9 protein-coding genes are annotated in these 13546 nt (G+C 69.6%); 5 read left to right on the plus strand and 4 right to left on the minus strand.

Going from position 1 to position 13546, the window contains the following annotated elements:
- Positions 1-3 precede the first annotated feature (3 nt).
- From HUA76_RS03755 to HUA76_RS03770, 4 genes are read right to left on the minus strand one after another with little or no spacing between them, the layout of a single operon-like run.
- Positions 4-4722 carry an alpha-2-macroglobulin gene (locus HUA76_RS03755; protein ID WP_174460021.1) on the minus strand — a complete coding sequence of 1573 codons (4719 nt, stop codon included), beginning with the start codon at positions 4720-4722 and terminating at the stop codon, positions 4-6.
- The gene (locus HUA76_RS03760; protein WP_217439213.1) at positions 4719-6341 is read right to left on the minus strand and encodes a hypothetical protein; all 1623 of its coding nucleotides are present in this window, start codon (positions 6339-6341) and stop codon (positions 4719-4721) included. The genes HUA76_RS03755 and HUA76_RS03760 overlap by 4 nt, the downstream gene beginning before the upstream one ends.
- Positions 6338-6916 carry a DUF1175 family protein gene (locus HUA76_RS03765; RefSeq protein ID WP_141643096.1) on the minus strand — a complete coding sequence of 193 codons (579 nt, stop codon included), beginning with the start codon at positions 6914-6916 and terminating at the stop codon, positions 6338-6340. The genes HUA76_RS03760 and HUA76_RS03765 overlap by 4 nt, the downstream gene beginning before the upstream one ends.
- A 33-nt stretch (positions 6917-6949) precedes the next feature.
- Positions 6950-7849: a DUF2135 domain-containing protein gene (locus tag HUA76_RS03770; protein WP_141643095.1), complete on the minus strand. Its 900-nt coding sequence runs from the start codon at positions 7847-7849 to the stop codon at positions 6950-6952.
- Positions 7850-8091: 242 nt separating this feature from the next.
- On the opposite strand from HUA76_RS03770, the gene HUA76_RS44880 reads away from it, so the two are divergent.
- From HUA76_RS44880 to HUA76_RS03795, 5 genes are all read left to right on the plus strand, one after another.
- Complete coding sequence (locus tag HUA76_RS44880) at positions 8092-8781, plus strand: hypothetical protein (RefSeq protein ID WP_217439214.1); 690 nt, start codon at positions 8092-8094, stop codon at positions 8779-8781.
- 125 nt (positions 8782-8906) lie between these two features.
- Positions 8907-9524, plus strand: a complete 618-nt coding sequence (locus HUA76_RS03780; protein ID WP_217439215.1) for a hypothetical protein — start codon at positions 8907-8909, stop codon at positions 9522-9524.
- A gap of 122 nt (positions 9525-9646) precedes the next feature.
- The gene (locus HUA76_RS03785; protein ID WP_174460023.1) at positions 9647-10090 is read left to right on the plus strand and encodes a hypothetical protein; all 444 of its coding nucleotides are present in this window, start codon (positions 9647-9649) and stop codon (positions 10088-10090) included.
- A gap of 211 nt (positions 10091-10301) precedes the next feature.
- A complete protein-coding gene (locus tag HUA76_RS03790; protein WP_174456903.1) occupies positions 10302-12149 on the plus strand; it encodes a glycoside hydrolase family 15 protein in 1848 nt (615 codons plus the stop codon).
- Positions 12150-12165: 16 nt separating this feature from the next.
- The gene (locus tag HUA76_RS03795) at positions 12166-13524 is read left to right on the plus strand and encodes a glucose-6-phosphate dehydrogenase (protein WP_174456904.1); all 1359 of its coding nucleotides are present in this window, start codon (positions 12166-12168) and stop codon (positions 13522-13524) included.
- Positions 13525-13546: the final 22 nt, after the last annotated feature.

Genomic DNA, 13546 nt, shown 5'->3' on the forward strand with positions numbered 1-13546 from the left:
CGACTACAGGTCTCCCGTGCCCTTCTTCGACGGCACCACCTTCAGCGAGTCCGCGGCCGTGCGGCCGTGGATGCTCGCGGCGTACATGTCCTCGATGCTCGCGGGAGGCGCGGAGAACGTGCCGGGGAACTGCGCGCGCAGCACGTAGCCCACCGTGCGCGGGCTGTCGCTCCACCACGCCGGCTCCTCGAAGAAGAACGTCGCCCGCTCCGGGCTCAGCACCCGGCGCTTGAGCGCCTCCGGCACCAGCGGCAGCGAGTGCGGAGGACCGCGGAACGCCTTGTCCTCCTGGAGCGCCACGAAGCCCGCGGGCACCGCGTCCTCCACCACGTAGTACGCCGAACGCACCTTGTTGCTCCCGCGCGCGTCCATCGTCAGCTCCACGTAGACCTCTTCGCCCTGGGACACCGTGTCCCCCGCGCCGAGCTTCACCTTCCCGCCCTCGCGCAGCGCGTAGTACGCACGCGAAATCGACATGCCCTCCGCCTGCGCACGCACCGCGGACAGCGGCGTGAGCGCGGTGGCCTGCAACGTCGCCACGCCGTCGAAGCCGCCCACGTCCACCGTGCGCGTCCCCGGAGCCAGCGTCGCGACGAGCCCCATGCCGCGCGGCGAGAACTTCACCCCGCCCTGGGTGCCCTTCACCTCCGGCGGCGTCATGCCCTTGAACGCCTTCGCATCGCGCTCCAGCAGCCACAGCGAGTGCAGGAGCGCGGTGCTCCGGTCGAACGTCGACAGGTCCGGCTCCGACAGCATCTCCAGGATGCGCTTGCGTGCACGGGTGACATCCAGCGTGCCGAACGACGCCGCGTGCGCGGCAATCGCCGTCATGCCCACGCGCCGCAGCGGGAAGCGGAAGAACGCCTCCGACATCTCCAGCTCCTGGCCCGGCTTGTACGCGGCCAACGTGGTGAAGCCCTCCGAGCTGCGCTTCACCAGCGCATTGATGCGAGCCTGGAGCGCCGGCTCCTTGATGACGCCCGCCTTCTCCGCCGCGAGCACCGCCAGCGCCAGCGGGTACAGCTCACCGGACTCGGAAGCCTCCACCAGCGCACGCACACGCGCCGCCTGCTTCGGCCCCTCCAGCCGCGCCAGCACGTAGGCCCGCGTGGCCTCGTACTCGGGCGGCAGGCCCTCCTGCGCCTCCAGCCAGCGCGCGCTCTCCACCAGGCGCGGGTCCGCGCGGTCCACCAGGCCCGCCTCCGCCGCGTACGCCAGACCGTCCAGCGCGATGAGCGTCAGCGGCAGGCTCGGCGTGTTGTAGCCACCGAACCACGTGAAGCCACCGCCCTTCACCGACAGGTTGAGGATGCGCGCGGTGCCCTGCACCGAACGGCTGCGCGCCTCCGCGAGCAGCGCCTGCGTGTCCGTGTCCAGCTTCGCCAGCGCACCCGCCTGCTGGAGCACCTGGTACACCGCCACGTTGGGCACCGTCGTCGACACGAGCTGCTCCAGGCACCCGTACGGGTACGTCAGGAGCTCGCGCACGTTGGACAGCGCCGCGTCGACGATGGACGGCTGGAGCACCAGCTCCACGCGCGTCAGCGTCGCCTCCTTCGCCGCCGGCACCTCCAGCGCGCCACCGCCCCAGGCGCTCACCTTGACGACGTCTTCCACCGCCGCCGGCTCCACCTGGAACAGCTTGCGGTCCTTCAGCGGGTCCTTGCCTCCCGACACGTCCACCGCGAGCTGCGCGTCACCCGTCGAGGAAGCACGCAGCGTCAGCGGCACCACCTGCTCGCCGCCCTTCGCCAGCTCCACCTTGTGCTGCGACTGGTCCGCCTTCAGCGCACCCAGCGACGCGAGCTTCACCTCCAGCAACTGGCTGGCCGGCGACTTCTCACCCGCCGACAGGCGGATGGAGGCCAGCGCCTCGTCACCCTCGCGCAGGAACTGCGGCAGCGACGCGTAGAGGTTGAGACCGCCGCGCGTGGCGAACTCGGACGTCCCCTCGCCGAAGCGACCGGACGTGTCCGCCGCCACCGCCGTCACCACCCACAACGTCTGGTTGGACGGCAGCGTGAAGCGCACCGTGGCCCGCCCGTCGCGGTCCGTCACCACCGTCGGGTCCCAGTGCGCCGTGTCCTTCTCCATGTCCTTCGCCTGACGGCTGGGCGGCTTGATGGACGCGAAGGCATGGTCCGGCAGCCCCGCCATCTTCCGCGCCAGCGCCTCGCCGTACCCGTACCCCTGGAACTCCGAGGAGTAGAAGTTGGACACGTTGTTGCGCGTCGGCGGGTAGAAGAAGTCGAGCACCTTGGGACGGAACTCGGACTGGATGGCGTAGACGGCCTTGTCCACCACGCCCAGCGACAGCTGCGCGACGACACCCTTGCCCTCGTGGTCCACCACCCGCACGTCGATGGTCTGCTCGGTCAGCGGCGTGGCCTCGGCGCGACGCGGCTGCAGCTCCACGGTGAGCGTGCGCTCGCGTGGAATCACGCGGAACGCCACCGTGCGCTCCTCCCAGCGGCCCGTCGCCGTGGGGTACGCCACGGACGCATACACCGCGCCGCCGAACCGCTTCTCCACGCTGAAGCTGTGCACCAGCGTGCGGCCCGTCAGCTCCACCACCTGCGTGTCATGAATGCTGGCGCCCGCCAGCGTCACCCACACCGGGCCCGCGTCACGGCCGCCCGCGCCCCAGCCATCCGGCATCAGCGCCACCATCCGCGCCGAGTCCCCCGGCTCCAGCGTGCCCGACAGCGACGCCAGCGTGAGGTTGGGCACCTGGGCCACCGCCTCGTCCGCCGAGCCGATGACGAGCAGCGACTCCTCGCCCTGCCACGTCTCGCCGCGCTTGTCCTTCACCACCACGCGCGCCAGCACCGCGCCCACATCCGACGTGGGCGCCTTCTCGCGGTGCGTCCCGTCCGCCGCCGTGGTGAACGAGCGCTTGCCCAGGCTCTTCTCCGCGCCGTCCGCCTTGCGCAGCACGAACTCCACCTCGCCCTGCGTGACGCCGTAGGCCTTGCCCGACAGCGTCGTCGCGCGCACCGACAGCAGCGCCTCGCCGCCCTTGGCCACCACCGCGTCCGAGTAGCGCGCCGTGCCCAGCACCTCCACCTTCGACAGGAAGAACGACGTCGTCGAGTTGGCGAACGTCTCCTGGTCATCCCGCGCGCGCACGGTGAGCGAGTAGCGATACGGCAGCCGCTCCTCCCCCGCCTTCAGCTCCGGCACCGCGACCTCAATCGCCGCCTCGCCGCTCGCGTCGAAGCCGGTGGCGCTGGCCCACGGGTCCTCGGTCACTCCGCGCTCCGCCACGGAGGAGTACAGCCGCTCCGGCACGCTCAGCTTGCCCTCGTTGCTGGACTGCGAGCCGTACGTCACGTCGCTGCCCTGGCCACCCTTGCCGGCGTCATCCACCCACGCGGGCGCGTCCAGCAGGCTGCGGTACAGGAACACCTCATACTTCGCGCCAGCGGGCACGCCGCCCGCGTAGCGACGCGCGCGAACCTTCACGCGCAGCGACTGGCCGGGCACCACCGTCTCCGACTCGGGCTCCGCCTCCAGGTAGAAGGTCGGCTTCACGTAGTCCTGCACGCGCGCCTCGCCCTGGTGCGGCTGACCGTCCAGCTCCGCCTCCACGCGCAGCACGCCCGTGCCCAAATCGTCAGGCACCTTGAGCGTGCCGTGGAAGGCGCCGAACTCGTCCACCGACACGCGCGTGGTGAGCGCGCGGCCCTCCTGGGACACGAGCTTCACCGTCACGTCCTTCTTCTTCGGCGTGAACAGGCGCGCCAGGAAGGTGTCCGGCTGGCGCAGCACGCCACGGAACTTCACCTCGTGGCCCGGCTTGTAGATGGGCCGGTCGCTGTAGATGAACACGTCCGGCGCCACCGCCAGCGTGGAGTAGAAGTCCGTGTCGACAATCGCCGTGTCGGCGCCCACCGACGCGGTGGCGATGATGCGCGGCTCCGTCACGTCCAGCCGCACCTCGCCCTTGGCGTCCGTCTTCCCCGCGGGGCCCTTGCCCTTGGGCAGGTACACCTGCACCTGCGCGCCCACGGCCGGCTTCTGGTCCTTGCCGGCCACGCGCACCAGCACCTCGCCATCCGTCTGCTTCAGCTGCACCGTCAAATCGCTGACGACGAGCACCACCTGACCTTCGACGAGCCCCTGCACCAACTGGAGGACGTAGGTGCCGGCCGGCAGCGGCGCCAGCAGCACGCGGCGCTCCTGGAAGCCGTAGCCACCGCTCGAGTTGAAGCCGGGCACGTTGAAGTCACGCTCGGCGCCCCCCAGGTCCAGGTTGAGCCACTGGCTGCGAGTCACGGTGAAGCCCGGCGGCACGCCCACCAGCTTCTTGGCGCCCTCGGCCACCTTGGCCAACGGCTCGTTGGAGCCGGGCACGTTGGGCGCGGGCGGCAGGACGGTCAGCATGTCCTCGCGGAAGTTCTGGTTGAGCCCGTCGAGCAACCACCGGCCCGGCAGGCCCACCGCGTTGACGCCGCGGCTGAGCGCGCGGCCCGGGTTGTTCATCGTCGGCGGCGTCTGGTACGCGCGCCGCAGGTCGCCCTGGGCGCGGATGAACGCATCCACGTTGTCGGGCTTGAGGACGCGCAGCTCCACCGGCCCCTTGTCCTCGAAGGCCACGTCCACCGCCACCGGCTCGCCGCTGCCATACGAGCGCGGCACGGTGATGTAGAGCGGCTTGGCCATCGCCACGCCGGACAGCGCCACCGCCGTCAGTACCGCGAGTCGAGCTACCATCCTCATGACCCGAAACCTCCAGGAACCAGCGAATCGCCCTGCACGGTGCCGCGCAGGCCCAGGTACGGCAGCGACTCCAGGTCGCGCCGCGCCGCTTCGATTTCAGGGGGCGCCGCCTTCGGAATCGGCGCGTTGCGCCCCACTCGGGACTCGGACAGGAAACCGTCCATGGTGAGGCCGCTGAGCAGCCGTCCCAGATTCACCCCGAAGGCCAACGAGCCCGGCTCACGCAGCCCCGCCAGCACCGGCCCCGGCGCGGCGAGCATGCTCGGCTTGCTGCCCGCGCACGACATGCGCAGCGCGTTCAGCTCCGCCTCGCTCGACGCCAGCACCACGTGGTTGCACAGCGTGGCCTGCTGCAGCCTGCTCGACCCTCCGGAGAAGAAGCCCTCCAGCGCGGTCCCATCCTCGGGCCGCCCCCACAGCACCGCCACCTCCTGAGGCAGCGCCGAGTCCCCGCGCGGCGTCCACACCACCGCCACCTGCCGCGTGCGCGTCGCCCCCTCGCCGCCCGACTTCCAGAACGCCTTCAGCGTCTCCGCCGACAGCGTCTCCGGCAGCTTCAGCTGCATGGCCAGCAGCACCGGCGTCTCCTCCGGCACCAGCTTCAGCAGCTCGTCGGACAGCGCCGCCTTGTCCAGGCGCACGGTGCCCTCCATCAGCTCGCCCGCGATGCCCCGGCCCACCAGGCGGTCACCCTCCACGCCGAACTGGAGGCGCGTGTCCGGCGACAGCCCCAGCACGTGCGCGAACAGCTGCGCGTCTCGGCCGAACGACTCGGGCTGGAAACCCAGCTCCACGTCGACGTTGTCCTCGGCGCTCAGCTCCGGCACCTCGGCGCACAGGCCCTGGAGCACCGCGACGGGGTGGCGCGCCATGACCAGACGGTCCGGCGTCTTGCCCGCCCACAGCGTCTGCTCCGCCACCAGCCAGCGCTTCAGCTCCAGCCCCTCGGCGACGGCGGTGGGCGTGCCACCCGGGCACGTCTTCGCCGTGAGGGTGCCTCGGCTCGCCACCGCGTCCAGCGCGTTGAAGGCCGCCGTCGCGGACTTCGTCGCCTTGGGAACGATGAACGCGGGCGTGCTCGCGCGCGCATCACCAGCGAACCACGCCACGCGGAACGGCGTGTTGCCCACGCGGCCCACCAGCAGGTCCAGCACCGCGCCCTTGAAGTCGCCCTTCAGGTCCTCGCCCGTGGAGCCGAAGAACGCGGCCCAGCCGCCCACGAAGCCCTGCCCCAGCGGCTGCGACAGCTGCGAGCGCAGCCACGCGTTGCGCGCCAGCGCGTCACGCACCTTGGGCGGATGGTGCACGTCCAACCAGACGGCCTGGGGAGCAACAGTACCGGGCACCTCCAGCTCCGCGGTGGTCGGCTCCGGCAATCCCTCCACCTGCGCGGCCGCGACAGGGTTCGTGCTCGCGCCGCTCATGAGCGGAGTGCTGGGGCCCTCGTCACCGCCGGAGGACGAGCTGGAGCGACGGCCGAGGACAAAGGCCCCCGCCACCGCCGCGCCCACGACGACAACGCCCACACCAATCAACAGGCCCTTGGGAGGACCGCCGCGACCAGGCGGTGGGCTCGCCGGAGGCGGCGTGCCCGGGGAAGGGCTCGACGGAGATGTCATGGCATCCACTCCTTGAAACGAAAGAAGCCGAGGAAGGCGCCGTTGGTGGGCACCGGACGCCACTCTCGTGGCGCCTCGTCGGCGAGGTTGTGGAGGAGCCCGGTGCGCACGGCGGCGCCCTTCTCCCCCGGATGGTAGACGACTCGCGCGGGTGCATGAGCCCGGTCCTCCGGGCGCACCACCAGCATGAGATGGAAGTTGGGACCTGAGTCCTGCTCCTGGCGGAACGCGAGCACGTCACCGGTGCGCACCGCGTCGCGCGTGGCCTCGTCCCGGCCCAGGAACACCAGGCTGTGGTGCAGCAACGTCTCCGCGTCCGCGAAGTCGGAGGGCTTGCCCCGCGCGTCCGTCCACAGCGGCGTGGCGAGGCGCTCCGGGGCGATGCGCTTGTAGGCGGTGCGGAAGGCGAAGCGGATGAGGCCCGCGCAGTCGCGCTGGTCCGGGTGCCACAAGGCGTCCTGCTGCTTCAGTTGCGCGAGCGCGACCTGGGCCACCTGCCGGCGCAGCAGCACGTCGCGCGACTCGGGCGCGGGCGCGGCGGCCTCCAACAGCAGGAGCAGGGACAGGGCGAGCATGGCGGTGGACGTGGGCGCGTCAGACAGCGCGCGTCAGTAGTCGCCCTCGCCGCCGCCGTCGCCATTCGTCTGGAGTTCCTTGAGGGCCGCGTCCAGGTTCGTGGGCCAGCCCTTGCGCGTGGGCTTCGGGTCCTGCGAGGGGACGTAGACCTCCGCCTGGCCGTCGCCGAGGACATTCACCCAGGCGAGCACGCGCGTGGTGCCGGGCGTGGCCAGGGGGATGCGCACCATGCGGCGGACCTCGTTCGGCGTGCCCTCGAAGAGCGCGAGGTTGAGCGTGGCCAGGGTGTGGGCCTTGTCGCCGCTGGGCCAGTAGTTGGTCGCCACCAGGTACACGCCCTTGGGCGGCGCGCGGTGGATGTAGAGGTACGGGCCATACGCGGGCTGGTCGAAGTCACCGCCCTGCGAGTTGAGGAAGAAGGTGCCGCCGGACGGGCTGGAGGTGTCCGCCCAGTACACGTGGGCCATGGAGGAGACCGCGAGCTGGCCGTCCTTCTCGCTGGTGTCGGTGGGCTCGTAGACGTGCAGGTCCGTGTACACGCCGTCGGTGTCGCTGGTGAGGATGACCTTGAACGGGACGGGCGGCACCTGCGCGTAGCTGGTGGCCTGGGTGCGCGCGGTGCCGGCCTGATTCGTGGCCATCACCGTGACGACGTTCTTCCCGCTGGCCGCGGGGAACTTGCGGCTGAAGCGCCCGTTGAAGGTGCGCATGAGGTAGCGGTCGCCGTTGAGGGACACGACGATGGGGTCGATGGAGGGGTCGCTGACGGTGCCCTCGATGAGCAGCATCCGGTCCACCGTCCAACCGCCGGAAGGCGCGCTGAGGCGCACGGTGGGCAGCACCTTGCCCTTGCCGATGGGCACGCCCTGTTGGCGCGGGTTGGCTGCGGGCGGAGTCTGCGACAGGAGCAGGGCGAGGATGACGGGAAGCATCGCGCGTCCTTGTAAGGGAAAGGGGTCCGACAAAGGCGTCGGTGATGGGCACACTGCGCCCGCTGCACCTTCCATTTCAAGTCGCCTGCCAATCGTCAATAGGGGCGGAACCCCGTGGAATCACGGCCACGCGTGTCACCAGGCGCGGGCCTGGGGACACGTGGCTGGGGCCAGCACGAGGCCCTTCTGCCGCACCAGGAGTCCCGGCAGACTCACGCGCCACGACAGGGGGAGCGGCGAACATGATTCAAGGGCTCGATCACATCCAGCTCGCGATGCCCCGAGGCGAGGAGGCAAGAGGCCGTGTTTTCTACGGCGACCTGCTCGGGCTGCGAGAGATTCCCAAACCCCCAGAACTCGCGAAGCGGGGCGGGCTCTGGTTCGAGCTGCCGGACGGGCGGGGGCTTCATCTCGGCGTGGAGGAGCCGTTTCTTCCGGCGAAGAAGGCGCACCCGGCCTTCCGCGTGGCGACGCTGGATGCGCTGGCCTCGCGCATGTACGAGGCGAAGCGTCCGGTGACGTGGGATTTCGCGGTGCCGGGGGTGCGGCGGTTCCACGGTGAGGACCCGTTCGGGAACCGGCTGGAGTTCCAGGAGCAGCCGAGCGAGCACAAGCTGACGGAGGACGAGGTGCTCGCGGTGCTGTACGCGCTGGAGCGGGGTGAGGTCACGATATCGACGCGGCAGCTCCAGCTCGTGGAGGACTCCGGAGGTGGCGACACGCCGATTCTCTGCTCCAACGGGTGGTGCTTCGTCATCTTCAACGACTCGTGCGAGTGGGACTACATCTCGCGCGTCACCGCGCCGGATGGACGCTGGCTGACGTACGAGGACATCGCCGGTGGACCGGGCGAGCCCGTGCCCATGCCTCGGCTCGAGGACTACCGACCTCCGCCGGACATCGCGATGGATGTGTGGGGATTGCCTTCGTGAGGGCGCGCGTCGCCCTCCAGTCCGGGGCTGTGCTCGCGCTCGCGTGCGCACCCGCGCGTCCGAGTGACCCCGACATCGTCCGCCCCTCTCCAGGACAACCCATCCTCGAGAAGCTCCCTGGCCCCATGCTGGGACCGTTCGAGTCCTACTCAGATGCGCTGCTCGCGGCATGCGGAAGGATTCTCACGAAACCGCATGCGAGCGCGGGACGCGCGGACAACCAGGAGGCCAGCACGTTCTGGCGCGTGTCGAGCGAGTACTGCGCCTGGGTGTATTACACGCCGGATGACCAGTACATGGTGAGCAAGCTCACGAACCAGTCCGCGGTAGACCCACTCCATCGACTCAAGACGTGCCTGCTTCCCTCTACCGTCGAGGATTCGCGCTACCCTCCAAACAGCATCAAGTACATCTATGCGCTCCACAACCATCCGTTCGGAAGCTCGCTGTCCAGGGGTGACATCCGCTTCATCGTGGAGCAAGGCTCCGCCCATGGCTTCGAGGCGCGGACCAAGGACGGCGTCGTTCGGCTCTCCATCGTCGCGTTCTTCGCGAACGACCTCTCGAAGCCCGCCTGTGACGGGTTCCACCAATACGTCCCCGTGACGGGTCACATCATGAAGTGGACTCGAGAAAGAAATCGCTGGAGCTGCGAACAGACCGCGCACGTCTCCTGGAACGAAGACGCCACTGACTTCACGCTCCGCGCCACGAGAAGCCCCTGCTTCGAGAAAGCCCGATGAGACGATTGCTCGTTCCATGGCTCCTGCTCGTCGCGGGTTGTCCGCGAGCCATGCCCCCTCGCCCCATCGATGTGGACCCAGCTCTTCGCTTTCCGGAGTTCTTCGCCCAGCCAGCGCGCGGGATGGAAGATTCCGGCAGCGCCCTCGAATTGGATGGCGTGGTGCTCAAGGCCCTGATGCTCGCGGCGAACGACTTCCTGCCCTCGGGGAACCAGGGGAAACACTGTTGGGAGCGACAGGATGCTCGCCTCTTTCGCTTCATCCGGGAGGGCGACATCATCTTCATCCGGATGGACGTGGACCCCTCGGCCTGTGACGGCAAGGTCCTTCCATTGGACTCGGGCGCCGCCTATGCCGTCCATGTGGATGGTCGCATCCTTCGTCGCGTCTTCGATGGAGAGCCCGGCTCCGGCATGGACCTCGAGTCCTTGGACGCGGGCACACGCGAAGACGCGGGACCTTTGACGGTTGACGCGCCTGTCGGCTCGACCTGGGGCGCGCCTTCCGACACGACACCGGCACGATGGCTGGATGGCGGCGTCCTCGACGCGGGAACTTCGCGCTGAGACTTCGCGCTGAGACCTCGCGCATCGTTCGTCGCCACTGTCCTTCTTCGAGGCTCCGGGGCTGCACGCAGCACGCCTGACCCGAACTCCCTAGCGCTCCGCCGCCCGCGTGCTGGGGCTTCGCGACGACGAGCCCTGGGCTCGAATTGCATCCGAAGTGTCGGCGCCTACCTTTCTCGCACAACGCACAGACATACCCAGGGGGGATGAAATGGCTTCGACAGAGACCGTGCAGACGAGGGAGGCCCCGAGGACCGGGTGGGGCAGCGAGACCCAGGCGGAACCAGGCCTGCTCATCGAGGACCATGCGCTCCTGGGCGACCTGTACACCGCCGCGCTCGTGGCCAAGGACGGCTCCATCGACTTTCTCTGCCTCCCGGACTTCGACTCGGACGCGTGCTTCACCTCGCTCCTGGGAACCGCCGACAACGGGCGGTGGAAGGTGGCTCCGACGTCACCCGTGCGCGAGGTGAAACGCCGCTACCGCGGCAAGACGCTCATCGTCGAAACGGAGCTCGTGACGGACGAAGGCGCGGTGCGACTCGTGGACTTCATGCCCATCCGGAAGGGCAGCCCGCACCTGGTGCGCCAGGTGGAGGGAGTCCGAGGCACCGTGAAGATGCGCTCCGATCTGCGTCCCCGTTTCGGCAACGGCTACACCGTGCCCCTGGTCAGCAAGCGAGACGGTGCCTCCGCGGCCGTCGCCGGCCCGGATGCCCTCTACCTGCGAGGCGGAGCCGGTGAGGCGCCCCCGCCGTTCGAATCGGAGTTCACGGTTCGCGCCGGCCAGCGGATTTCCTTCGTGCTGTCCTGGGGCCGCCCCTACAGCGACATCCCCGACGTGCTGGACGCGGAGGCCGCCCTGCGGGAGACGCAGGCCTTCTGGGAGGACTGGGCCTCGAAGATCCGCCTGCCCGCGAAGTACCAGGACGAGGTCGTCCGCTCCCTCATCACCCTCAAGGCATGCAGCTTCCGACCCACGGGTGCGCTCGTCGCCGCGCCCACCTTCGGACTCCCGGAGACTCCAGGCGGAGAGCGCAACTGGGACTATCGCTTCTGCTGGATTCGCGACGCGGTCCTGACGCTGCACGCGCTCATGCGCGGCAACCTCACCGACGAGGCGGAGGCCTTCGGCAACTGGATGGTGAATGCCATTGGAGGCGCCCCGACCCAGCTGCAAATCATGTACGGCATCCGGGGCGAGCGACGCCTCACCGAAGTCTCGCTGGACTGGCTGAACGGCTACGAGGGGGCCCGCCCCGTGCGCATCGGCAACGGGGCCTACTCGCAGTTCCAGCTCGACATCCTCGGCGAGTTCGCCGGGGTGCTCTACCTCCACGCGAAGCTGAAGGGCACGTTGCCGGAGCGCGCCCGGAAGGCACTCAAGAGCGTCGCGACGCGCGTGTCCGAGGTCTGGAGAAATCCGGACCATGGCATCTGGGAGATGCGCGGTCCGAAGCACGACTTCACCGCCTCCAAGGTGTCGGCATGGACCGCCGTGGACCGCTGGGTGCGAGTGATTGAGGAGTACGGCTTGAGCGAGGACAAGGCGCCGTGGGTGAAGCTGCGGCAGACCATCTTCGACGAGGTGTGCAGCAAGGGCTACGACGCCAAACGCAACACCTTCACCCAGTACTACGGCTCGAAGGGAGTGGACGCGAGCCTGCTCTTCATCCCGCTCAGCGGGTTCCTCCCGGCGGACGACCCTCGCGTCGCGGGAACGGTGCTCGCCATCGAGCAGGAGCTGATGCCGGACGGGCTGGTGCTGCGCTACCGGACGGAGGACAGCGTGGACGGGCTCGAAGGTGAGGAGGGCGCGTTCCTCGCCTGCTCCTTCTGGCTCGCGGACACCTACCACCTCATGGGGCGCCAAGAGGACGCCCAGCGGTTCTTCGAGAAGCTCTTGGCGCTCAGCAACGACGTGGGCCTGCTCGCCGAGGAGTACCTGCCCAAGGAGCGCAGGCTGTTCGGCAACTTCCCCCAGGCGTTCAGCCACCTGACGCTCGTGAACTGCGCCTACCTCCTGGCTGAAGGATACAAACCCCCGCTGGACTCGTAGACCGGAGGGTGAGGGAATGATCGACCCGTTCGTCATCATCGGCGCCTCGGGAGACCTGACGGCGCGGCTGCTCCTCCCCGCCGTGGCGGAGCTCGTCGAGCAGCAGAAGACTCCCGAGGGGCTGACCCTCACCGGGGTCGATCGGATGGACTGGACCGAGGAGCAATTCCGCGAGCGCATGCGCGAGGCCCTGGACACGCATGCGACGCGCGCCTCCGCGCGGACTCGCACGGAGGTCCTCCGCCGCCTGCGTTACCGGCGAGCGGATGCCACGCGCGGCGAGGACCTCCGGCGCGCGCTTGGCGGCATCCACCCGTCGGTCCTCGCCTACCTCGCCCTGCCAGCACATCTGTTCGAGCCGGTGCTCGCGGCCCTCTCCGAGGCGAGCCTCCCGAAAGGCAGCGTGGTGGCGGTCGAGAAGCCCTTCGGCGTCGACCTCACCTCGGCCCAACGCCTCAATGAACTGCTGCGGCTGCGCTTCCCCGACACCCTGGTCTTCCGCATCGACCACTTCCTGTCGGACGAACTGGTCCAGCGCGTCTTCGCCCTGCGGTTCGGCAACCGTGTGCTCGAGTCCATCTGGAGCCAGCAGCACATCGAGCGGGTGACCATCACCTGGGACGAGATGCTCACCGTCGAGGGCCGCGCGTCGTACTACGACCGCGCAGGCGCGCTCCGCGACATGATTCAGAACCACCTCCTGGAGGTGCTGGCGCTGGTCGCGATGGAGCAGCCCGCGCGCTCCGACGAGCGCTCCATCCGGGACGCCCGCGCCGCCGTGCTCCGGACGATTCCGACCATGACCGCGGAGCAGGTGCGCCAGCGCAGCGTCCGCGCCCGGTACGTGGACGGCGGCATCGATGGACACAAGGTGCCCGCCTACTCCCGGGAGCGGGGAGTCGAGGCCTCGCGCGAGACGGAGACCTTCGCGGAGCTCACGCTCGAACTGGCGAGCTGGCGCTGGGCGGGCGTGCCCTTCGTCCTGCGCACGGGCAAGGCGCTGGCCCAGTCACACGCCGAGGTGGCGGTGTACTTCCGCTTCGAGCCGGACCACGCCTACCGAGGCCAGACTGGTGGCCAGAACGTGCTGCGCATCGGCCTGTCGGAGCCCTACGTCCGCCTCGCGGTGAACATCAACGGGCCGGAGCTGACGCTGGTCACCCAGGACCTGGAGCTGCGGTCGCATGCCACCGGACGGCTCGCGTACTCGAACCTCCTGCTCGACATGTTGAGAGCACAGCCCATGCTCACCCTCCGGGACGACGAGGTGGAGGAGGCGTGGCGAATCGTCGAGCCGGTGCTCGCGGGCTGGCGGCGAGGGGAAGTCCCCCTGCGCGAGTATCCGGCGGGAAGCGCGGGGCCCTCCGGTCGCTGAACAGTGATGCCAGACGGGAGTG

It is taken from the genome of Myxococcus sp. CA056 (assembly GCF_013336715.1).
Lineage (GTDB): Bacteria > Myxococcota > Myxococcia > Myxococcales > Myxococcaceae > Myxococcus > Myxococcus llanfairpwllgwyngyllgogerychwyrndrobwllllantysiliogogogochensis.